18 protein-coding genes are annotated in these 22,548 nt (G+C 42.5%); 12 read left to right on the plus strand and 6 right to left on the minus strand.

Annotated elements, in window-relative coordinates; genetic code table 11:
- The first annotated feature begins 99 nt into the window (after nt 1-99).
- Nucleotides 100-507, plus strand: a complete 408-nt coding sequence (locus GKR61_RS12150; RefSeq protein ID WP_154599637.1) for a DUF2750 domain-containing protein — start codon at nt 100-102, stop codon at nt 505-507.
- A 44-nt stretch (nt 508-551) separates the two neighbouring features.
- Here the strand turns inward: GKR61_RS12150 and GKR61_RS12155 are convergent, their stop codons facing one another.
- The 3 genes from GKR61_RS12155 to rbsK all read right to left on the minus strand — a co-directional run bounded on the left by GKR61_RS12155 (nt 552) and on the right by rbsK (nt 4,020).
- Nucleotides 552-1,568: an aldose 1-epimerase family protein gene (locus GKR61_RS12155; RefSeq protein WP_195848050.1), complete on the minus strand. Its 1,017-nt coding sequence runs from the start codon at nt 1,566-1,568 to the stop codon at nt 552-554.
- A 63-nt stretch (nt 1,569-1,631) separates the two neighbouring features.
- Nucleotides 1,632-2,939 (minus strand): L-fucose:H+ symporter permease, encoded by a 1,308-nt coding sequence (gene fucP, locus GKR61_RS12160; RefSeq protein WP_108479327.1) that lies wholly within the window; start codon nt 2,937-2,939, stop codon nt 1,632-1,634.
- A 160-nt stretch (nt 2,940-3,099) separates the two neighbouring features.
- Nucleotides 3,100-4,020, minus strand: a complete 921-nt coding sequence (gene rbsK / locus GKR61_RS12165) for a ribokinase (protein WP_154599639.1) — start codon at nt 4,018-4,020, stop codon at nt 3,100-3,102.
- A 183-nt stretch (nt 4,021-4,203) separates the two neighbouring features.
- On the opposite strand from rbsK, the gene deoC reads away from it, so the two are divergent.
- Nucleotides 4,204-4,872 (plus strand): deoxyribose-phosphate aldolase, encoded by a 669-nt coding sequence (deoC, locus tag GKR61_RS12170; protein WP_036955058.1) that lies wholly within the window; start codon nt 4,204-4,206, stop codon nt 4,870-4,872.
- A gap of 46 nt (nt 4,873-4,918) precedes the next feature.
- The gene (locus tag GKR61_RS12175; protein WP_036955059.1) at nt 4,919-5,698 is read left to right on the plus strand and encodes a DeoR family transcriptional regulator; all 780 of its coding nucleotides are present in this window, start codon (nt 4,919-4,921) and stop codon (nt 5,696-5,698) included.
- Between the two features lie 154 nt (nt 5,699-5,852).
- On the opposite strand, the gene rnz is transcribed toward GKR61_RS12175, so the two are convergent.
- Nucleotides 5,853-6,767: a ribonuclease Z gene (rnz, locus tag GKR61_RS12180; RefSeq protein ID WP_108479326.1), complete on the minus strand. Its 915-nt coding sequence runs from the start codon at nt 6,765-6,767 to the stop codon at nt 5,853-5,855.
- Between the two features lie 257 nt (nt 6,768-7,024).
- Here rnz and GKR61_RS12185 point away from each other — a divergent pair, with 257 nt between their 5' ends.
- Complete coding sequence (locus GKR61_RS12185) at nt 7,025-10,321, plus strand: inverse autotransporter beta domain-containing protein (RefSeq protein WP_154599640.1); 3,297 nt, start codon at nt 7,025-7,027, stop codon at nt 10,319-10,321.
- A 175-nt stretch (nt 10,322-10,496) separates the two neighbouring features.
- Here GKR61_RS12185 and rtcR read toward each other — a convergent pair whose 3' ends face one another.
- Entirely contained in the window at nt 10,497-12,080 is a 1,584-nt protein-coding gene (rtcR, locus tag GKR61_RS12190) for an RNA repair transcriptional activator RtcR (protein WP_036955160.1), read from the minus strand.
- 480 nt (nt 12,081-12,560) lie between these two features.
- On the opposite strand from rtcR, the gene GKR61_RS12195 reads away from it, so the two are divergent.
- From GKR61_RS12195 to GKR61_RS12205, 3 genes are read left to right on the plus strand one after another with little or no spacing between them, the layout of a single operon-like run.
- On the plus strand, nt 12,561-13,679 hold the full coding sequence (locus GKR61_RS12195; RefSeq protein WP_154599641.1) for a slipin family protein: 1,119 nt from the start codon (nt 12,561-12,563) through the stop codon (nt 13,677-13,679).
- 2 nt (nt 13,680-13,681) lie between these two features.
- Nucleotides 13,682-14,908 carry an RtcB family protein gene (locus GKR61_RS12200; RefSeq protein ID WP_006663311.1) on the plus strand — a complete coding sequence of 409 codons (1,227 nt, stop codon included), beginning with the start codon at nt 13,682-13,684 and terminating at the stop codon, nt 14,906-14,908.
- A 22-nt stretch (nt 14,909-14,930) separates the two neighbouring features.
- Nucleotides 14,931-15,746, plus strand: a complete 816-nt coding sequence (locus GKR61_RS12205) for a nucleotidyltransferase domain-containing protein (RefSeq protein ID WP_410431325.1) — start codon at nt 14,931-14,933, stop codon at nt 15,744-15,746.
- A 61-nt stretch (nt 15,747-15,807) separates the two neighbouring features.
- Here the strand turns inward: GKR61_RS12205 and GKR61_RS12210 are convergent, their stop codons facing one another.
- On the minus strand, nt 15,808-16,230 hold the full coding sequence (locus GKR61_RS12210) for a DoxX family protein (RefSeq protein WP_036955165.1): 423 nt from the start codon (nt 16,228-16,230) through the stop codon (nt 15,808-15,810).
- A 650-nt stretch (nt 16,231-16,880) separates the two neighbouring features.
- Between GKR61_RS12210 and GKR61_RS12215 the strand changes: the two genes are divergently transcribed.
- From GKR61_RS12215 to GKR61_RS12235, 5 genes are read left to right on the plus strand one after another with little or no spacing between them, the layout of a single operon-like run.
- Nucleotides 16,881-17,474, plus strand: coding sequence for a fimbrial protein (locus tag GKR61_RS12215; RefSeq protein ID WP_006663314.1), 594 nt, complete (start codon nt 16,881-16,883; stop codon nt 17,472-17,474).
- A 52-nt stretch (nt 17,475-17,526) separates the two neighbouring features.
- On the plus strand, nt 17,527-18,219 hold the full coding sequence (locus tag GKR61_RS12220; RefSeq protein ID WP_154639812.1) for a fimbrial biogenesis chaperone: 693 nt from the start codon (nt 17,527-17,529) through the stop codon (nt 18,217-18,219).
- 14 nt (nt 18,220-18,233) lie between these two features.
- Entirely contained in the window at nt 18,234-20,741 is a 2,508-nt protein-coding gene (locus GKR61_RS12225; protein WP_036955171.1) for a fimbria/pilus outer membrane usher protein, read from the plus strand.
- Nucleotides 20,742-20,752: 11 nt separating this feature from the next.
- Entirely contained in the window at nt 20,753-21,829 is a 1,077-nt protein-coding gene (locus GKR61_RS12230) for a fimbrial protein (protein WP_036955173.1), read from the plus strand.
- Nucleotides 21,830-21,840: 11 nt separating this feature from the next.
- Nucleotides 21,841-22,542: a fimbrial biogenesis chaperone gene (locus tag GKR61_RS12235; protein WP_036955175.1), complete on the plus strand. Its 702-nt coding sequence runs from the start codon at nt 21,841-21,843 to the stop codon at nt 22,540-22,542.
- Nucleotides 22,543-22,548 lie beyond the last annotated feature (6 nt).

The following is a 22,548-nucleotide window of genomic DNA, read 5'->3' on the forward strand; positions in this document are numbered from 1 at the left end:
AAATATAACACTCTAAATAGTGAGTGAATAACTGCTAAGATATCAATTATTCATTTAATTTTCTCAATAATTATCAATTACTTTTCAGGTAGTCTAATAATGAACAGTGTCTATTTCTCACCTAAAAAACAAGAAATTCAAAATGTTCTACTACTGAATCCTCATCAACGATATGACTATTTTATCGGCAAGGTTGCAGATTGGGAGCAAGTATGGACATTGGGTAACCATGAGGGTTTAGTCACGGCACAAGATGATAGCCAGCGTTTATTTTTACCTCTGTGGGTCGCAAAAGAGTATGCCGAATTATGCTTAACCGATGAATGGAGCAGATGTTACCCGCTTCCTATGACACTGGAACATTTAATGGCGGAAATATTACCTGACATGGCGAGCGCCAATATTAAAACGGCAATTATGATGCTACCTAATGGTAAGGGTACCCCGATATTTGATGCTCAGAGCGTGCTCGATGACTTACAAGAAGAGTGCCAGCAATATGAGTAAAAGGCTGCGCATTGGCAGCCTCATAAAAAACTAAAAAACAAAATTTACTGTTCAACACCCGTCGTCACGGTAAATTGACGGTTTTCCCCCGCCTCCAACCAAATCAGCGTTTGGTTATTTTTCGCAGCAATAAACCCTTCAGGGCGACAGGTTGCTGGTAACACGAATGCCCCCACTTTTTGATCGCCATTATATAAAATCCAGCGAGTCGCATAATTCAGTTCATTGGCTTTAAAGCGGGTTACAAAGGTATTACCCGCTGGCGAAGTCATCTTAAATTCAGGGTTTGCCGTGTATTGGCTCAAATTGTCCATAAAAAAGACAATTTCAGGGTCGCACATTTGCGGCTGATTCAGCTGATTGAGCGTCGCCTTGCCTGACTTGAGCGCTTGATTAAAATCGAGCCATTTTTGCGTTGGATGCACATGCCCCGGAATAGATTCACGCAGCTTAATCGCCTGCTCAGGAATATTCTGCGTTAAAGTACCATCGTCCACATAGGCATAGTTCATATGGCACATATATTGGAGCGGCATAGGTACTGATGCCAAGTTAGTGACGGACATATGAATGTCAAACAGCGCGCTATCGGTATGTAATTGCACAGACGGCGCGGCACGATAATGATGGCCAAAGCCCATCACATACTCATACTCGCCACACACTTTAAGGCTGTTTTCCGTCAATTCAAGCCATGCGCTATCCATTGGTGCGCAAGGCATTTCCCCGTGCAATGGGTGATTATCTTCTGGCGATGGGCAACCATTACTAATTAATCCAGAATGGAAGGCGAAGCAGCCATAGGTTTCAATCACAGTTGGAACAGGCTTAGGTTCTGAAAACATATTTTCCATTTTCAGATTTTGCCCGCAAAACTCAGCATCCCAAATCATCTGCCCTAAAAATGGCAAAATGGTTAAATGCCCCTGCGAGTTTTCAACACGCAGCCCTTGCACACCAGATTGATAGACAAATGCGGAAACGGAAAACTGGCTATTTTTCAGGATTAAGGTCGGTTTTTCCGTAAATAAGCGTTTATGTAACGGGATAATTGTGTTCATTGTCATACTCACGGTTTGAGGTAAAGATGGGTAGGCGTAGCGCCTACCCTGAGTCACAGTTAATTATTTGGCTTGTTGTTTAGCTTTAAAGCGACGTTCGCCAACGAAGTAAATGCCCACGTAGACGAAGCACAACATGGAAACTAAGAAAGAGAGTTGCAGAGAGTGAGTGATATCCGCGACATAGCCTTGGATAGCAGGTACAACTGCCGCACCAACAATCGCCATGACAATCACTGCACCCGCCATTTCAGTATGCTCGTTGTCGACGGTTTCCAAAGTGCCCGCATAGATAGTTGCCCAGCACGGTCCAAACAGGATGCTCACCAGTACTGCTGCATACACCGCAGTGAAGCTCGGCATAAAGGCCACATACACCAGGAACAGCACACCAATAATCGAATAGATAATCAGTACTTTATCCGCGTTAAAGCGAGTCATTAAGATGTTGGCAATAAACTTACCGATAAAGAAACAGGCAAAGCTGTAGACCATAAAGTTAGAGGCATCACGCTCGTTGATATCCCCCATTTCCAGCGCTAAACGGATGGTGAACGACCAAACGGCAACTTGCATTCCCACATATAAGAACTGGGCAATGATCCCTTTTCTAAAGCGACTGTTTTTAGCTAAATATTTTAAGGTATCCAGTGCAGAAGGACGTTTATGTTCCGCCGTTTCTGCCACTTTGCATTTCGGGAATTTAGTCAGTAAAAACAGGATCATCACAACAACCAATACCATGATCATATAACGGTATGGTTCAAGGGTGTTTTCCAGCATCGCTAAACGGAATTCATGGATTTGAGTCGCATCCATGTTTGCCATTTGATTTTGCAGGCTTTCCCCTTCAGAGAAGACCAAATATTTACCTAATAAGATCCCGCCTGCGGCACCAATTGGGTAGAAGGTTTGGCTGATGTTCAGACGCAGAGTCGCGTACTGTTTTGGACCAATCATCGAACTGTAAGTATTCGCTGCGGTTTCAAGGAAGCTTAAACCAATCGCGATAGCAAAAATCGCGGCTAAAAACATGGTGTAAGTCGCCATATGAGACGCAGGGAAGAACATGGAACAACCCGCGATATACAAAATAAGCCCGATCATAATCGCGTATTTATAACTGGTTTTTTTGATAACCAGTGAAGCTGGAATGGCAATCAAGAAGTAACCGCCATAGAACGCACTTTGCACTAATGCAGAGGCAAAGTTACTGAGTTCGAAAACGCTTTTAAACTGTGTGATTAAAATATCATTCAGTGCTGCTGCACATCCCCAGAGCGGGAATAAGCAGGAAAGTAGGATAAATTGGAATATAGGTGTCTTATTCAGGTACCCATCAGGTAACTGAGTTATATTTTTGATGTTCATATTAACCCTTAATAATTTTTATTATATTTTTAACCGGCTAAACGGGCTTTTTGCTCTAATGGCAACCTTCATTTCAACCGGCCATGCTCAACATCATTCAAATTCAGAGCAAATATTGTGGGTACAGGTAATGCTTCTGGTGCTTGAAAGATGATGCGTACTAATTATTCAACTGCACAAACTCACTGAACTGCTCGATGCTTGGGTAAGAAGATTGGGTGCCTTTTCCCGTTACGCTAAAGGCTGAAAACAGAACCGCTTTTTTCATCGCTTCTTCGATATTTCCGGTATGAACATAGTAATGAGAGAAACAACCAATGAATGCATCCCCTGCCCCGCTGGTATCAATCGCGTTCACTTTAATAGCGGGAATGAATAGCTCATTGTCGCGAGTCATCCATAGCGCACCTTTATCACCTAAAGTGACAATCAGATTTTTCAGGCCTTTGTCTAACAAGGATTGAGCCGCACGACGCACGTTATCCATGGTATCCACTGGCATATTGGTCAGAATTTCTAGCTCGGTTTCATTTGGTACAAAGAAATCACAACGGCATGCGTAATCTAAATCTAGTGCGCGTTGTGCTGGCGCTGGGTTAAGCAATACAGGGATGTTGTGCTTATTACCAAAGGCAATTGCGTGGTAAACCGTTTCCAGCTGCACTTCCAGCTGCAATACGATCAATTTACATTTTTTCAGATCTTCCGCAGCGCGGTCGATATCTTCAGGGGATAAAAACTTATTCGCCCCTTTGACAATCAAAATGCTGTTAGACGAATTTTGGTTAACGAAAATTGGCGCAACACCGCTTGAGGTACATGGCACTTTTTCTACATAACGCGTATTGATGCCGTAAGACTCAAGATTACGAATAGTGTTATCCGCAAAAATGTCGTCACCGACCTTAGTTAGCATAATCACTTTGGAGTTTAATTTTGCTGCGGCAACAGCTTGGTTTGCCCCTTTACCGCCACAACCGATTTTGAAGGCTGGAGCTTCGAGGGTTTCCCCTTCTTTAGGCATTTGATCAATGTAAGTGATCAAATCGACCATGTTTGAACCGATAACTGCTATATCCATAATGTCCCTCGTGTTAAATAAATCACATAATGATATAATCCTAACATTATCATGTTGCAAAAATATCATTTGTGATTAGGATCTCGAATAACGAATGATCAAGTGTTATATCTGCCACATTTCCTCATTCTTTGTTACCTATTCCACATCTATTCTGAAAAACTTCATATAGGAAGGTTTAAAATGCAAGATTTAGCGAAATATATTGATCACACTTTATTGGCTGCCAATGCAACAGTTAACGATATCAAAACGTTATGTGCAGAAGCCGCAGAGCATCACTTTGCCTCTGTGTGTGTTAACACTGGCTATGTGCCATTGGCAAGCGAATGTTTAAAAGATAGCGATGTGATGGTGTGCTGTGTTGTTGGTTTCCCATTAGGCGCATGTTTAACAGAAGCCAAAGCGTTTGAAGCTGCTGAAGCAGTACGCCGTGGTGCCGATGAAGTGGATATGGTCATCAACGTAGGCATGCTGAAAAGCGGTGATTTAGACTTTGTTCGCCAAGATATCGAAGCTGTTTTTGCGGCTTGTGGTAAGGCAACATTAAAGGTGATCCTCGAAACTTGCCTGTTAACTGATGAAGAAATCACACAGGTTTGTGAAATTTGCCGCACAATTAACGTTGGATTTGTGAAAACTTCAACAGGATTCAGTACAATGGGTGCCACTGAGCATCACGTCGCTTTAATGCGCAAAGTGGTTGGTAATGAAATTGGCGTCAAAGCATCCGGTGGCGTACGTACGCGTGAAACCGCAATTAAGATGATTGAAGCTGGTGCTAACCGCGTTGGTGCAAGTGCGAGTGTCGCTATTGTGACGGGAGAAAATACCACTCCAAGTGACTACTAAACAACGGGGCGCGGTTCGTCCGCGCCATCATAAAAAGGATTGCAGGGTGATAGAAACTAAACAAAAAGAACGCCTTCGCCGATTAAGTGAATGTATTAAACGTTCAGGACGCATTCATCTTAAAGAAGCCGCGAGAATACTCGAAGTCTCTGAAATGACCATTCGCCGAGATCTCAATGCGGACACCGAAGGTCCTATCCCAATGTCACTGCTTGGTGGCTATATTGTTTCTGTCACTCAACCTACCGCTTTAGCTCCTCACGAACCCCATGCCGATATTTTCACGCCAGATCAAACTGAAGACCTATATATTCCTAATTTAGCCGCCAGTATGGTCAGTGAAGACGATGTGATCTTTTTCGACAATGGCATCGAAATGGCGACCTTAATAGCCTTAATCCCAGAAGAAATTAGCTTTACCGGAATTTGTTATTCTCATAACGTTTTTCTCGCATTGAGCCAGAAAAAAAATGCCACGGCGCTACTGTGTGGTGGGGAATACCGCCCAAAAAGTGATTCTTTTTACAGCCCAACGCTGCCTTCGTTATTAGATTCCATTAACCCCAAAAAAGCGTTTATGTCCGCCACTGGGGTTCACAGTGCTTATGGGGTGACTTGCTATAATCTCGATGATTTACCGATGAAAAAGAAAGGCATGGAAAAATCTATCCGTAAGATTTTATTAGCACCTTACAATCTGTTTGATGAAGTGGCGACCGCCAATATGGGCGAACTATCCCAGTTTGATGTGATTGTCACAAATCGGCAACTCAGCGATGAGTATGAAACCTACTGCCGCAATGGGTTTGTGAAAGTGATTTATTAGTACAATATATCCCTTCTTCTTTATATGTCGATTTTTACAATAAAAATCGACATTTCATATCTATGTATCGATTGAGTCGACACAATTTTCCTATATGTATATTTTTCGTCAGTTTTTCGACACGTTTTCCTTATGCGTGTCGATTGCTTAAAAACTAAATCCGCACCGTCAAATAATCTTCCGCAATCTGCGTCTCAGGAAACTCAGCTTGGCACTCCGCCAGTAAACGCGGAATGTCATCCGACCCATAACGCCCACTGATATGCGTCGCAATAAACCGTTTTACTCCTGCTTGTTTGGCAAGTTGCGCCGCTTGTCGGGTAGAAGAATGCCCATGTTCATTGGCTTTCGCCTCTAGCGCCACTTCTAGCGTAGTTTCATGCACCATCACATCGGCATTTTTTGCCAATAACAACGCATCTGGCGTTGGGATGGTATCCCCAAACATCGCCACTACTTTACCTGCAACTGGCTCACCAAGGTAGTCAGCTCCATTCACGGTACGACCATCTTCTAGCTCAATCACTTCGCCCTTTTTCAGCGCCTGCATCCAAGGCCCGCGAGGGATCCCATCTTGCTCCAGTTTTTGCACATTTAGCGCCCCCGGTTTTGGATGTTCTTCAATACGATAGCCATAACATTCTACGCGGTGATCCAACCGATACGCAGTGACGATCATCTCCCCATCATCAAATAACTTACCTGCCTCAATTTCTACAATTTCAAGAGGATAAGTCATATAGGAGTCGCTCACTGATAAGACGGTTTCCACGTACTGTTTCAGCCCTTTTGGTCCATATAGCGTTAAGGGATCCGTCGTTCCCCCCATCGAGCGGCTACACAGCAATCCCGGTAAACCAAAAATATGGTCACCGTGTAAATGAGTAATAAAAATCTTCTCGATTTTGGGTGTTTTAAAGGGGCTGTTTAAGATTCGGTGCTGAGTGCCTTCGCCACAGTCAAAGAGCCAGTAGCTTTTACGGATACCGACTAAATTTAATATCATACTGGTGACATTGCGCTCTTTTGTTGGCACACCTGCGCTAGTACCCAAGAAAGTCAGCTCCATAATTCCTCTTCTATCTCTTTGTTTTTAAATTAAGAAAATACAATTCCAAACTTTTCCAAAATGGCTAACGTCGCTTTTTTGAGGGCTTTTTTATTGTTGCAATTTTCGTCGTGACCACGCGGGTAAAATTTATGGAATTCACAGCTATTCCAACTAGCAAGTTTAGTTTCTTTTTAAGTCAAATTAATTCACAAGCTCATACCTAGCTCCCTACTCCAAAATGGCCGCGTAAATTTTCGCCACTAGGAATCCATTGAATGAGTCCCTCTTTTTTAACCGTTAAACAAAAACTGGCTAACCGTTTTGTTATATTTACGGCTATTTGGTCGTCCGTCATTATGCCTGTTGTTCCAGCTTATGCAAAAATGTTGGATAACAAAGAGCTACCATCACTAGGTAGCGACCAGATCATCAACGAAGATAATACTGAGCGCTTAACCGCCGAGCACACTAAAACAATCGGAACCTTCTTTTCACAAAAGAAAACGATGAAGGATCTGTCTGAGATGGCGCAAGACTACGCGCGAAATAAAGTTGCCAGTGAAGCCACAAAAGAGATTGAACATTGGTTATCCAAAGCGGGTAATGTCAAACTCAATATCGATATTGATAAAAAGTTCTCCGTTAAAAACTCACAGTTTGACTGGCTGATCCCTTGGTATGACCAAGAGGAAATATTGCTATTCACCCAGCACAGCCTACATCGTTATGATGAACGATTTCATACCAATAATGGGATTGGCTTACGTCATTTCCATGAAAAAAGCACTATTGGTATGAATGCATTTATCGACCACGATTTTTCTCACGCCCATACTCGCGCAGGATTAGGAATTGAATATTGGCAAGACTACTTAAAATTAAATGCCAATAGCTATTTCGGTTTAACCGCATGGAAAAGCGCTCCAGAACTCAACCATGACTATAATACCAAACCCGCCCACGGCTGGGATATTCAAGTAGAAGGCTGGCTACCGGCTTATCCACACCTAGGTGGAAACTTAAAGTATGAGCAATACTATGGCGATAGCGTTGCCTTATTCGGAAAAACAAAACGTCAAAAAAACCCGAATGCCGCGACCATCGGTGCTAACTGGACGCCATTCCCATTATTAACATTAAATGCCAGCCATAAATTTAGCAGCGAAAAACAAGCCGAGACCCAAGCGAAACTTCAATTTACTTGGACTTTCGGTAAGAGCTTAGCCCACCATTTAGATCCAACTAAGGTCGCCGAGACACGCCGTCTTTCAGGTAACCGTTATGATTTTGTTGAACGCAATAATAATATTATTCTCAACTATCAAAAGAAAACCTTACTGCACCTGTCATTACCGACTAAAATCCAAGGGGAAACAGGACAATCCGTTCCACTAGTCAAATCTTTCACTGGTAAATATCCTCTCAAGCACATTGAGTGGCAAGCACCTGAGTTTTTAGCTGCAGGCGGCTCTATTAGCTCCACTGATCAAACGGCTACCCTGACTTTACCATCATATAAAACATCCAATACGGCAAAAGATACACAAAAGATAAATCGCTACCGTTTACAAGCAACTGCCTATGATATTAAAGGCAACGCCTCTCCTATTGCTGAAACCTTAATTGAAATTATTCATCCTGACATGCTCAGCATCAGCCCTAATGACGTGACCTTTCATGGTAAAGGTTTAGCTAATGGTCTTGATATTAATGCCCTTACCGCCATTGTCAGAGACCCTTTAGGTAATCCAGTTTCCAACGCAAAAGTCATGTTTATTTTACCCAATACACTCTCTCTCGCTTCCCAGAATATAAAAACTGCCACTAACTCCAGTACTCAGAACGGCCTACGTAAAAAAATGCAAGCGATGAAAGGAACAAAACCATTGGAGTACACCACGACAACAAATACGAAAGGCGAAGCTCGAGTACAATTCACTTCACAAATTGCAGGATCATACGAAATTAGTGCTTACACAGGTAATCAGCAACTCACGAAAGCTCAAGTCGTTTTCAAGCCTGATTCCACTCAAGCGCATATTTACAGTGTTATCGTCACCCGGGCTAAGGCTATAGCTGATGGTATTTCAACAAATTCAGTTCAAGCTTATATTACTGACAAAAATGGAAACCCTATTGCCAATCAGGAAGTTACCTTTGCAGCTACTCATGCAAAAATCGTCGATAAAGCAACAACGGATAAAAATGGTGTTGTTGAAGTTACACTCACTAGCTTAAAAGCCGGTCCAAGTGAAGTGACCATATCAGTCAATGGTCAGAGTGAGACCAAAGTCGTTGAGTTCCTTAGCGGAAAATTGGAGCAAGTTACTATCTTAGATGTACATAAAGTCTATGCAGGCAGAGAAAGCCAAGTGTCATTCCAATTATTGGATAGCCACGGCAATCCAATAATTGATGCCCAAAATGACATTACAGTCATCATTGACAAAAAACCAGCATCTGCCGCAATTAGGCATACTGATATCGATAATGGTATCTATGAGGCTAAAATTTCAGGACAACAATCAGGGAAGCATACGATCCAAGTTGTTCTGGATAAATTAATCTCACCTGAGCGAACATTTACCACACTTGGAGCTTCATCCATAAAATCAGCCAATACAGATGGTAGTGGTGCAGCAGGGGCATTAGGCGTCATTGCAAGCATTGAAATAGACATCAGCCCTAACCGGACTAATTTTAAATCTGGTGACAACCCGCTTATTATGGTCACGCTGAAAGATAGTTTTGGTAATGCAATTGAAAATGTGGATTTCAATAATATTCACCTTGGCAACACTAAAGGCAAAGATCTTGCTTGGCGCGATGAAGGGCACAGTGACTATATTGTCAATTTACCATTAACCACAGTTGGTGATATTGATATCACTGCCCATGTAAATGGAATATTTAGTCCGAAAACCATTTTGACGGTCAACCGCAATAGTGATATTTCAAATATTCAAAATGTCGTGGTGACACCAATCGATCCATCGGCCAATGCGGGGGATAAACCGGCATTAAAAGTTGAACTGACCGATAGCTACGGCAACTCTGTTAACGATATTAAGCAACTTGACGTGACAATTGCTGGAACAAAACTCACGCTGCCAGCCACCCAAAATCCGGATGGTAGCTACACCGTCACCCTGCCGGCACAGCACAGTGGAAATAAGCACATTCAGGTGTCGGTCAATGGTAAAGGCTCCAACCAAGCGACCATTACCGTACAAGCACCTTCTACCATCTCGTCGGTCCCAAATGGGCAATCCGGTGCACAAGGGGTGCTGGATACTGTTATCCTGAGCAGCAGCGCCCTCACCAACCTCAAATCCGGTGACTCACTGGCGTTAACCGTGACAGCAACCGATAGCTTTAATAACCCGTTAACTGGTTTGGCTTCAGCTATCACGTTGGCTCATGTCCAAACCGGCAATGTAACATGGACAGATAATCAAGACGGCACTTATACCGCGTCACTGGTATTAAACAAACTGGGCAGTGATACCCTGACGGCAACTGTAAATGCTATCGCTAGCCAAACCATTTCAATCACAGTGGAACCTAAATAAAGTAAAGCAATAACCACCGTAGAGTTACATGCCTAGCCCCCAATGATTACTACGGGGTAAAGCACAACGTTCACTCTTACTCTACGTGACAAACTTGCATTAACAATGCTTTACCCCTCCCCCGCTTCGGCGGGGATTTTTCTTATGGCTTTATATTTTCTGCGATATAGCACCTTCAAACTCCTGCTTTCACCCCATCCCAATCCAATCCAAATTTAGCTAAATACTTTCGCAGCCTATCTGCATCATTCGGTTGCTTTTTCTGTTGGCGAGACACCGCAAATAGAGTGCGCCCAGCTTCTGATAATGATGAAGATTTTCGGCACACATCCAGTACGGTGGCTAACTGCTGCTGTTCAAACAGGTCGATTTCCCCGACTTGCTTAGGTAGCTGTAGTTTAGATTTCGGCTGCCACTGCTGGCTTAAACGCTGAATTTCCTCCTCCACCACAGATTGCGTAATACGCCCACGTTCGGCGAAGGTTGCCATACGGGAAATTGAAGCGCCTAATTCACGGAAGTTGCCTCGCCATGCGGCTTTAGGGGAGCAAGCAAACTGAACATAGTGCTGACGTGCTTCTCTATCAAAACGGATTTGGCTCTGCTCTGCTTGGCAGAATTTTGCCAGTTCATAATCGATATTCGGCTCAATATCCTCACGGCGATCCGCCAGCCCTGGCAGCGCAAACGTCCACATATTAATACGGGCGAATAAATCTTCGCGGAATTTTCCCTCTTCCACCCACTCGGCAAGGTTGCGATGGGTGCCAGCTATCAACTGAAAATCACTTTGAATTTCACTGTCCGAACCAAATGGAAAAAAGCTTTTTTCTTCAATGGCTTTTAATAGCATTGCCTGCTCATCAAGCCCTAACTCGGCAATTTCATCCAAAAATAAAATGCCGCCGTCGGCCTCTTTCAGTAACCCTTGGCGTGGGTTAAGCGCGCCCGTAAATGCGCCCTTCACATGCCCAAATAACGTGGACATCGCATTATCGCCGCGCAAGGTGGCGCAGTTAATCTCCACAAAGCGACCTTTGACTTGATGGCGCCCTTGGCGTAACTGGTAAATTCGCCGAGCCAGAAATGATTTTCCTGCCCCCGTTGGACCATTGAGCAAAATCGGCGCTTTAGAGCGTAGTGCCACACGCTCGATTTGCTCAATCATGGTATTAAATGCCTGATTACGGGTGGCGATCCCCGCTTTTAAGAATGCCAACTGAGTTTGCTGCTGGCTATCAAAGCGGCTGGTGATTTGCGCATAACGGCTTAAATCAAGATCAATTTCCGCATACATACCCACAGGATCGGTTTCCCGTTCCCCGCGAGTCGGTGAAGTTTGGATCAATTTTGCGGGCAAATAGTGTGCTTCCGTCAGTAAGAACCAACAGATTTGTACCACGTGGGTGCCTGTCGTGATATGCACCAAATACTCTTCGTTTTCTGTATCGAAAGGGTAGTTCGCAGAAAAATCCAGCAGTGAAGTGTAGACCTCTTCAAAATCCCACGGATCCGCAATATCCACTTCACGCAGTATCACCTCAGTTTTCGGTGATGCCTGCTCAATATCTTCTTTCACCCGGCACGCGAGCGAGTAGTCGTTCACCTGATGAATTAGCTCAAAACGGTGAATATCTAAATCTGCTTGCTGGCACAGTCCCACAGTAGGACGCCATTTTTTCCAGCGATTGGCTTTTTTACCGCGTCTATCAAGCACAGTACCCAATACGCCAATAACCACTTTTCTTTTTTGATTCATATTTATAAATATTTATAAGTTACGATATAAAAATATATAAATAAGCATAAGTCATTCTGATAAACAATGGCACCGGAAAAATCATAAAAATAATTAAATGTTAATTATCAACTAATTAAAAATATTTAATGGCATTTTTAGAAAGTTGGCACGCATCTGGCAATAGTCTGACTGTCCACTACCGGAATTTGTCAGAACTTCAGTTCTACCGGTGCAGACATGGTGGCTAGCCCCACTTCATGGTCTGTATTCCGCCGTTGGTAAGACCTATCTGGTAATAGCATGCGCTATCGGGTTCGAGTCCCGACATTCAAAACCAAATGAATAAAACGTGGTTGCCGTTTCGCCACACAGTGTTATCCGAGTCATCGCACCGGGCATTGAGCAAAACAGTAGACAGCCGTATGGCGCTCGATTGTTTCCCTCCTCGCTTCGTCGATGATTTCGATAACACCTCAATAAATAAAAAGGAAAATAACAATGACAAAAATTAACGTGGCACAGGGATACATTGCACTGACTTCAAACAAAGGCGACTTCAAGCAACTGTTCGTGGCTGGCGAATATCGCCTTAATGATTGGTTTAATAAACTGACCGTTTCACTGTTTGAACTAAATAATGACCCAATTGAAGAGAAACTTGCTGAGCATTTACGCCTGTTTCACCCTGATTGGGTTGAAGAATACTGTGTGGATATCACTCTTGCAGATGATGAAATGGGTTTTGTGTATTTGCATAACAGCTTGAATGAAATTTTAGCGCCCGCGACGCGCCGACTGTACTGGAAAACGGGCAATACGTTGCACATCGAAACTCAATCGACGGACGATGTGGTTATCAACCCAACACTACTGGCGCGTTTGGCGGGTAAAAAACGCATCAAAGGTACCGATCTGGCGTTAATCAGCCAAGTTCCTGCATGGCATGTAGGTATCTTCAAATTAGATGGTGAAATTCAATCCATTTTACAGCCCGGCACTTACGGCTACTGGAAGATTTGCCGTAAACCTGAAGTCGACGTGATTGATACACGGTTACAGGCATTGGAAGTCAGCGGTCAGGAGATTTTGACCAAAGATAAAGTCACTTTGCGTGTTAACTTATCGGCAAACTGGCGCTATGCCGACATCCTGTTGGCGTTATCCAAATTGAGCCAACCGGTAGATTATTTATATCGCGAGCTGCAATTTGCCCTGCGTGAAATTATCGGCACACGCACCTTAGATGAACTGTTGGAAAACAAGCAGTTAATCGACCAGCTGATGATGGAGCATGTGGTACAAACCGCCCTCACCTTCGGTTTAGAAATCGATAGCATTGGCGTGAAAGACATTATTTTACCGGGAGACATGCGCACCATCTTGTCTCAGGTAGTAGAAGCCGAAAAATCAGCACAAGCCAACGTGATCCGTCGCCGTGAAGAAACTGCCGCCACGCGCTCACTGCTAAATACCGCCAAAGTGATGGAAAACAACCCCGTTGCCTTGCGTTTGAAAGAGCTCGAAACCTTAGAAAGTATTGCACATCGAATTGACCAAATTTCCGTTTATGGTGGATTGGATCAAGTATTAAACGGATTGGTAAAAATTAAGGAATAACAATGAATAACAATAACTTTAACCAAATTATGCAGCCCAATAGTGCGCCAGTAAAAATGTGGACTCACGGAGTCCCTGTTGACCCTGCGGCAGTGACCCAATTGCAAAACACCGCAAAAATGCCGTTTATCTTTAAACACCTCGCAGTGATGCCGGATGTGCATGTGGGTAAAGGTTCCACTATCGGGAGCGTGATCCCAACCAAAGGGGCGATTATCCCTGCGGCGGTTGGAGTGGATATTGGGTGTGGAATGATTGCGGTGCGTACATCATTAACTGCATCGGATTTACCCGATAGCCTGCAAAATATTCGTTTTGCCATTGAAGCGGCAGTACCTCATGGGCGAACCACTCATCGACACGGTCGAGATAAAGGCGCTTGGCATCGTGCCCCTGATATTGTGGATACCCACTGGGCGCAACTGGATGAAGAGTTCAAACGCATCTGCGATAAGTACCCGAAGCTACGTGGGACAAACCATTACAACCACTTAGGGACGCTGGGAACAGGGAACCACTTTATTGAGCTGTGTTTGGATGAGCAAGACCGCGTTTGGGTGATGCTACATAGCGGGTCTCGCGGAGTGGGAAATGCGATTGGTAACTTGTTTATTACCTTGGCGCAAAAAGATATGCAGCAACATATCGCCAATTTGCCAGACCGTGATTTGGCGTACTTTCAAGAGGGAAGCCAATATTTCAACGACTATATGGAAGCCGTAGGTTGGGCGCAGGATTTTGCCCGTCATAACCGTGAAGTGATGATGCATCGCGTGCTGGAAGCGCTGTCGAAAGAAATCACCAAACCGTTTATGACGCAGCAAGAAGCCGTAAACTGCCACCATAACTATGTGCAGAAAGAGCAGCATTTTGGTGAAGAAATTTTGGTGACTCGAAAAGGGGCAGTATCTGCCCAAAAAGGGCAAATGGGGATCATTCCAGGCTCAATGGGAGCCAAAAGCTTTATTGTTCGCGGTCTAGGAAACGAAGAGAGTTTTTGTTCATGTAGCCACGGCGCAGGACGCGTAATGAGCCGAACAGAAGCCAAAAAGCGTTTTTCCGTGAGCGACCAAAAGATAGCCACCGCCCATGTTGAATGCCGAAAAGATAGCGATGTAATCGATGAAATTCCAATGGCGTATAAAGACATTGATGCAGTGATGGCAGCCCAATCGTCGCTAGTGGAAATTGTGCATACATTACGCCAAGTGGTGTGTGTGAAGGGGTAATTTTCCCCAATTAGGAGTTCAAATGAAAAGTAACAGCATGGAAAAAATGAGTGATGGCGTATCCATGCTTATGCAAGAAAGGATACGTGAAACATTAAGCGAGATAGAACGCACTCACCAAGTCAAAATATTATTTGCCTGTGAATCCGGTAGTCGTGGTTGGGGATTTGCCTCACAAGACAGTGATTATGATGTGCGCTTTATCTATGTGCATTCCCTCGATTGGTATCTGACACTCGATAGAAAGCGTGATGTGATAGAAAAGCCGATTGACGACGAGCTAGATGTGTCTGGTTGGGAATTATCAAAAGCCTTAAAACTGATGCGTAATTCTAACCCCGCATTAATTGAATGGTTACAGTCGCCGATTGTTTATCATAAAGATGAGGACTTTTTTGCTCAGTTAGAATCATTGGCTGAACAATTTTACTCACCGTTAAAAGCGCGTTATCACTATCTTTCTATCAGTAAAAGGAACTTATACACTGATTTTAAGGGCGAAGAAGTGAAATTAAAAAAATACTTTTATATCTTACGGTCAGTATTAGCTTTGCGATGGATAGAGAACCATAAAAATATGCCACCGATGGCTTTTCGTGATTTAGTCGCGGCATGTGTCAGACAAAAGGATGTATTAACGGAAATTAATACGCTGCTAGAGATAAAAGGTCGAGGCAAAGAAAGCCTATATGGCGCGCGCAGACCCGCTATTGATGCCTTAATCCAAGAAACCATAGACAGCATGGAACGCTACCAATTTCCAGAACCGTCTTGTAAAGATAGTCGCCTGTTAGATGCGTTCTTACAGAAAACCATCTTAGAATTTAGTACTAAATAGCGTTTCCCGTTATCAAACAAAGGGCATCGATTTCGATGCCCTTTTCACTATTCCACGCTATTTATCGCCAATTCTCACTTTTTACCACAGAGAATTTCCCTGCCCCCAGTAACGCAATCGCCAGCGCACTCACAAAGAAATAAACGATGCTCTCAATCGCCCATGCCCCTGTTTTATCCAGTAAGAACGTTTTATCTAACCCCACCATTAACCATGCAACAATCATCGTGAACGCCACTAACAATGCAGATGGTCGGGTTAAAATACCCAACACAATGAAAATAGGAGCAACCACTTCACCCAAAATTGTGCCGTAAGCAATAAATTCAGGTAAACCATAAGAGGCTAACAACCCTTTGATGCCACTCGCACCTGTTAGCAGCTTGCTCATTCCGTGAAATAGCATTAACCCACCCACAGCTAAGCGCAACAGCAATTTTCCTGCATCTTCATGTGACAAACAACGATTGAAAAGTCCGACCATTTTGCACCCCATCTCTCTACGTTATGTTACTTATCATTATGGTTCAAAAATCAGAAATGAGAATTGTTTTAATTTTCATTTTATTCATCTATATCAAGGTAATTCTAGTTATTTTTAATCCACTATTTCTTATTCAAAAATAGCGTCTGTGCTCTCTTTTTTTGAACTAATTTTTTGAACCCAACGACTCAATGTGCAGTTCAATTGAAAAATATCCCATCAAAAAATTAACCACATAATTAACAAGATTAATCACTCAATAAATTTTTAATTAATTAAACAAAAATATTAGAAAAAGAATAATACTCTTTTTACTTGTTTAAATATTGAAGATAAATAGAAACAAAAAAATCCAGAATAAAAATAAAATAGAAACAAAATCACAAAATAAAATATTCCTTATATTATCTATACTTAACTAAGTAACATCACTCATTACAAGCAAAAATTCAGCACATTAAATAATAAAAAACAAAAAATACAAAATTTTAATCTGAAAATTTGAAATCATTGGATTTATAAACCCATTAATTCCACTTTACATATCTTGAAGATCTTTAAACCTTGTCTAAGCTTAAAAAGCTAGTTAATTCTGACTCGCAAAAAAAATCACTTATTTTAATTAATCGAGAACCTCGATGGGGTTAATTATGCCTAGACATATACTTTCTCTATCAATACTGTCCTTATCCGTGTTATCTGGCTCAGTAATTGCTGCCACAAATAGCCCTGGAGGTATTATTTCTTTCTCCGGTGCAATTAGTGATACTACCTGTACGATTAATGGTAATAACAGCGCTGATATGTCGATTGCTTTAGATCCGATTATATCTTCTGATGCAGGAACAACGGCAAGTACAGTTATTACAAAAAACCAAAAAGCCTTTGGGCTTACCTTTTCAAACTGTGCAATTGTTGGTGGAGGTACGCCAGCAGGGACATTAAAACTTCACTTCTCTTCAAGTAATATTTCGCCTTCAGGCCTGTATTTAATGAATACAACAGTGAACGAAAATGATCCGGCCGTTGCTCGTAACGTGGGCTTTAGCTTGTCACAGACTGGATCACCAACCGTTGCTATTCCATTAAATACGACCTTTGATACTCAGTTAACCGCAGCCAATACCACTTCAGCTGCTGGTGCAACATTGAACTTAATTGCTAGCTACTACAAAACAAATGCGACTGCCGCATCTGTCGGTGCGCTGCAATCAAACGTTGTTTATACCGTTTCATATCTATAACAATAAACTCAAGCTAGGTTCCTCTGAACCTAGCTTTTAGTGAGAATTTATTATGAAAATAAAATTATTATTCTTACTTCTTTTATTATTTTCTAAAGAAACATTTTCAAACGTTATTATTACAGGAACAAGGATTATATATCCAGAAGCTGCACAAAGCATGTCTGTGCAATTAACTAATAACAGTAACACACCGTCATTAGTTCAATCATGGATTGATGATGGTAATATAAACTCAACACCTGAAAATTCAGATGCACCGTTTTATCTTTATCCTCCTATTATCAAAGTAGAGGGTTTACAAGGTCAACAATTAAAAATTAAAAAAACAGATAGAAAACTTCCAGATAATGTTGAAAGTGTTTTTTATTTAAATGTCCTAGATATTCCTAAAGCGCCTGATTCAATGAAAGGGAAAAATGTCATTCAATTAGCAGCGCGTTCAAGAATAAAATTATTTTATCGACCTAATGGATTAACTGAATTACCTGAAAATATCACGGACAATATTAATTACCAGCTAAATAATAACGGTATTGTCGTGAATAATAACTCCCAATACCATTTTACTATTGCTGCTATTACAACGTCTGAAGATAAAAAAACAGCGCTTGTTGATTCAGAGATGGTTCCACCACACACATCTAAAACACTGCCTTTAAAAAAACAGTTAAAAAGTAGCAATCTTATTCTGACTTATGTTGATGATTATGGTGTTTTCAAATCTAAAAACCTTCAGCTTTAACAGAAGAAACCATCATGAAAAAAGAAAATTATCTCTACATCCTTATTTTAATAGGGCTACAGACTTATCTAAAAAATGCATTTGCAGATGAATTCGATACCTCCCTTTTGGTGGGTGAATCTGCAAAAGGAGATATTTCTCGTTTCTATTCTGATGGACAAATTCCAGCGGGCAAACAGCTTGCGGATATCTATGTTAATCAGGTTTGGAAAGGGCAGTTTGACATCAATGTTGAAGACAATGGTAAGCAGATCAGCCTTGCGCAAAGTGATGTCCCTAAGCTCGGTTTAAAAACCACACCTAACCAAGTAGATCAGCCTGAGAATAACGCATATGTTCAACTCAGCTCACTGGCACCCAATTTACATTACCAATTTAAAATCAGCGAATTACGACTAAACATTACCGTTCCACAAGTGTCGATTAAACAATCTGAATCTGGTTATGTCGATCCCAGCTTGTGGCAACATGGCGTACCCGCCATTATTTTTGCTTATAATACAAACTATTACACTTATAAAGAGAAGAAACACGAAAAGAGAAATAATGAGAATTTCTATGCCACCCTCAACTCGGGTGTCAATTTAGGTGCGTGGCAATTTCGTGATGAATCCAGTTATCGCTATTCATCCCATGGCTCGCAAAAATGGCGCAATAACACCCGCTATGTATACCGCCCAATCAGCCAGATTAATTCAGGGCTAAAGGCTGGCGATTTTTATACACCAACAGCGCTATTTAATAGCATTCGTATGCGAGGCATTATGCTCGCAACGGAAGTGGGCATGTTGCCAAACTCAAGCCAAAACTTTGTTCCTATTATTCGGGGCGTCGCACAAACCAACGCCTTAGTCACCGTTTATCAAAATGGGTATTTGGTCTATCAAGAAAACGTGCCGCCAGGAGAGTTCGCATTTAACGATATTCAACCTAGTGCGGGAAGCGGTGATTTATTGGTGGTAATACAAGAAGCCGATGGTCGAAAAGAGTCATTTTCTGTACCCTACTCCGCTGTACCAGACATGCTCAAAGAAGGTGTTTCCAACTATAACGTTCTTGCTGGGCAAGCAAAAATCGACAATACCTCATACCAACCTAAATTTATTCAAGGCGAATATCATTACGGCTTGAATAACTTGGTGACGCTCTATTCAGGCGCTCTACTCAGTGAGAAATATTATTCCGCCGTCATTGGAAGTGGTTGGAACTTTCGCTTTGGTGCTATCTCCGCGGACGTCACTCACGCCAAAACTCAATTGGATAGTGGAGATAAGAGTGGTCAAAGCTATCGTTTAACCTACAGTAAATTTATTGATGCCACTTCAACCAGTTTAACTCTCGCCACATACCGCTATTCCACTAGCGGCTACTATAGCTTTGTTGATTCAATTTACTCTCATGATAACTACAAAGCATGGCAGCGATATCAAGACCAAAATGCTAACCCAATTGGCAATAATAATAACAATTCAGATCTCTCGTTAAGCAACTTCGATGCCCTACGTGGCTCACGAGCGAAAAATACCTTCACCATTAACTTGAATCAGCAGCTTGGCAACGATTATGGCTCTGTTTTTGTTTCTGGAACTCATCGTGATTACTGGAACACTCACGGTAGTAGCCGAGAATATCAAGTCGGTTATGCCAATAACTACAACGACATTTCCTACAACGTATCCGTATCACGGGTGCGTAATTATGATAATAAAGAAGAAACTCGCGTTTATATGAATATCAGCGTTCCCATTAGCCTATTCGAAAAACGCGCTAACGTTAGCTTAGGTAGCTATTTTACTGATTCTCACTATGAACAAACGGCCTTGAGTGTCAGTGGCATCGCGGGGAAAGATAATCAAGTTAATTACACCGTAACAGGCACAAATCAGTCTGGGGGCAACAATGTCCTCGGTGGAAATATTACCTATAAACACCCTTACACCACATTATCCGGTTCTTATACCGAAGCGAATGATTATCGCCAGGCAGGATTAGGCGCCCGAGGTACCTTGGTCGCTATCCCTAACCATATCGCCTTATCGGGTGATACTGGAGATACCTACACCATCATTGATGCCCCAATGGCCAATAATATGATGGTAAATGACGATAAAACCACGCTAACCAATCAGCGAGGTGTGGTACTAGTGACCAACAGCACCCCTTATCGCGCTAACTCATATACCCTGTCTGATACCGAAAACACGGCAGGCGCTGAAGTCCTCGGAAATATGGCGAACATCAGCCCGTATCAAGGTGCAGTTAACTACATCAAATTAGAAACAGACACTCGACAAACCTTTATTTTACGAGGCGAGTTAGCCAATGGTCACAGCCTGCCATTCGGTACTGAAGTCGTTGATCCACAACAGCAAAATATAGGATATGTAGGGCAATCTGGCGTGCTGTACCTTAAGAGTGAACAGCTACCTTCAGCCTTGCACATCAAGCTGAAAGGGGAGAAAGAGTGCGTGATCCATCAACCGGTTAACACAATGGATAAAGGTAAAAACCGCTGTCAATAAAGGAAAATCCAATGAAAAAAACCACATTGGCACTATTATTTTCAAGTTTACTTGCCGTCAGCCAGTATGCTTCCGCTAACTGCCGACAAGCGTCAACCGTCACGGCATCCCCGATTGCTTTTAATTTATCAAACGATTTAACCAGCTCATCGACTGTCGTGACCAAAGACTCTCGAACCATATTTTCCGGTACATTTACTTGTACCAATAATGGATTACTCCCCAATGTCGTAGGTATTGCCTCACCATTTCAAGGTCGAAAAGCGACCGTGGGATTTAATGGGGGTAAGCAATTAGTCGAAGTCACCGTCACCCAATTAGAAAAAAATAATGTGTCAAACTTGTCCCCCGGTACCCACAATGCCAATGAACTCAATGTAAATTTCACCATGCAATTTACCCTAGTGACCGTCAAACCAAGCTCGAACTATATTGAAATTGCAGGAAGCACCGCAACCATTAACCCTGTTGTTTTTGCTTCGGATGCATCTACTTTAGGTCTTGTACAATGGCTTCTTGATGTGGTGGCTAGGCTCTTAGCATTTTTACTGGGATTTGTATGGACAACTCAGCCTGATGATATCTATTTACAACCCGTTCAAGTGACTTATAGCCCTATTACCACCACCTGTAATTTTTCAAACCAAGGTTTAGTGGTGACTCTGCCTCCCGTCAGCATCAGTACCGTCAAATCAGCAACGCGCGCAGGTTACACCCCCTTTAATCTCAACTTCACTTGCAGTGATTTTCTTGCGGGAGGCAACGCATCAAGGGATATCAATATTTTCTTATCCAGCAGCAGCTTACTCGCGGCGGATAAAACCACCATGAATAACACCGCCAGCCAAGGCGCTGCCGGTGTAGGTTTTAGACTCGTTATGGCGAGTAATCCTAATACGCCTATCACTCTATCCAATAGCGTGTCAGCACAAAGTACCGCAACGTCTATTTTCACTGTGGCAAAAGGAAGTCCCATTTCCCCATCATTTACCCTCAACATGGGAGCTTACTATTACCCTTATACCCCTGCCATCGTGACGCAAGGCCCTGTATCCAGCACCGCAACTGTGGTCATGTCATACAATTAGAAGGATGAGAAATGCAGTATATTCAAGGAATTATTTACGGTTTAATATTGCTTCTTCTTAGCTCACAAACGCACGCGAGCTTAATGCTCAAAAAAACGCGTCTGATTTACTTAAGCGACCAAAAATCTGCCAATATTCAAGCCATTAATGACAGTGAACACGCAAGCTTAGTCCAGAGTTGGATTGATGAGGGCAATATCCATTCCACCCCTGAAACGACAGAGGCACCGTTTATTGTGACCCCCCCGGTGACCAAAATCGCCGCTCATGATGGTACGCAATTACGGATTCGATTTATTGGTGGGGATTTACCACAAGATAGAGAATCCGTTTTTTACCTGAATGTACTTGATATTTCACCAAAACCTCAAAATAAAGAAGGAATGAATATTATCCAGCTGGCGCTACAAATTCGTATCAAAGTTTTTTATCGACCTGCAGCGCTTGCCAATGGCATAGAGTCGTTTATCAATAACGTGAGTGCGTTGCATTCCGAGAGTCAGCTTTCAATTAAAAATCCCACGCCTTATTTTTTGAATATTTCACAGCTCTATTATGAAAATAACCAAAATACCCCCATCGCGAAAAGCATTATGATCCCACCATATTCAACCGAAAAGCTAGAAGGAAGTCATCGGCAAAATGGCAAACTTATTGCAGTGTATATCAATGATCAAGGTAGCTTAGTCACCCATGCGTTAAGCGTAAATTAGATAACC

This window comes from Providencia sp. wls1916 (genome assembly GCF_009706585.1).
GTDB classification, from domain to species: Bacteria; Pseudomonadota; Gammaproteobacteria; order Enterobacterales; family Enterobacteriaceae; genus Providencia; species Providencia lanzhouensis.

What these genes read in the sequence shown, in the direction of transcription:
- fucP (WP_108479327.1), bottom strand. Translation starts at nt 2,939, where the DNA reads ATGAACATCAAAAATATAACTCAGTTACCTGATGGGTACCTGAATAAG.
- GKR61_RS12215 (WP_006663314.1), top strand. Translation starts at nt 16,881, where the DNA reads ATGCCTAGACATATACTTTCTCTATCAATACTGTCCTTATCCGTGTTA.
- GKR61_RS12210 (WP_036955165.1), bottom strand. Translation starts at nt 16,230, where the DNA reads ATGGTCGGACTTTTCAATCGTTGTTTGTCACATGAAGATGCAGGAAAA.
- GKR61_RS12155 (WP_195848050.1), bottom strand. Translation starts at nt 1,568, where the DNA reads ATGAACACAATTATCCCGTTACATAAACGCTTATTTACGGAAAAACCG.
- GKR61_RS12150 (WP_154599637.1), top strand. Translation starts at nt 100, where the DNA reads ATGAACAGTGTCTATTTCTCACCTAAAAAACAAGAAATTCAAAATGTT.
- GKR61_RS12230 (WP_036955173.1), top strand. Translation starts at nt 20,753, where the DNA reads ATGAAAAAAACCACATTGGCACTATTATTTTCAAGTTTACTTGCCGTC.
- GKR61_RS12225 (WP_036955171.1), top strand. Translation starts at nt 18,234, where the DNA reads ATGAAAAAAGAAAATTATCTCTACATCCTTATTTTAATAGGGCTACAG.
- GKR61_RS12195 (WP_154599641.1), top strand. Translation starts at nt 12,561, where the DNA reads ATGACAAAAATTAACGTGGCACAGGGATACATTGCACTGACTTCAAAC.
- GKR61_RS12205 (WP_410431325.1), top strand. Translation starts at nt 14,931, where the DNA reads ATGAAAAGTAACAGCATGGAAAAAATGAGTGATGGCGTATCCATGCTT.
- GKR61_RS12235 (WP_036955175.1), top strand. Translation starts at nt 21,841, where the DNA reads ATGCAGTATATTCAAGGAATTATTTACGGTTTAATATTGCTTCTTCTT.
- GKR61_RS12200 (WP_006663311.1), top strand. Translation starts at nt 13,682, where the DNA reads ATGAATAACAATAACTTTAACCAAATTATGCAGCCCAATAGTGCGCCA.
- rtcR (WP_036955160.1), bottom strand. Translation starts at nt 12,080, where the DNA reads ATGAATCAAAAAAGAAAAGTGGTTATTGGCGTATTGGGTACTGTGCTT.
- GKR61_RS12220 (WP_154639812.1), top strand. Translation starts at nt 17,527, where the DNA reads ATGAAAATAAAATTATTATTCTTACTTCTTTTATTATTTTCTAAAGAA.
- rbsK (WP_154599639.1), bottom strand. Translation starts at nt 4,020, where the DNA reads ATGGATATAGCAGTTATCGGTTCAAACATGGTCGATTTGATCACTTAC.
- GKR61_RS12185 (WP_154599640.1), top strand. Translation starts at nt 7,025, where the DNA reads ATGAGTCCCTCTTTTTTAACCGTTAAACAAAAACTGGCTAACCGTTTT.
- deoC (WP_036955058.1), top strand. Translation starts at nt 4,204, where the DNA reads ATGCAAGATTTAGCGAAATATATTGATCACACTTTATTGGCTGCCAAT.
- rnz (WP_108479326.1), bottom strand. Translation starts at nt 6,767, where the DNA reads ATGGAGCTGACTTTCTTGGGTACTAGCGCAGGTGTGCCAACAAAAGAG.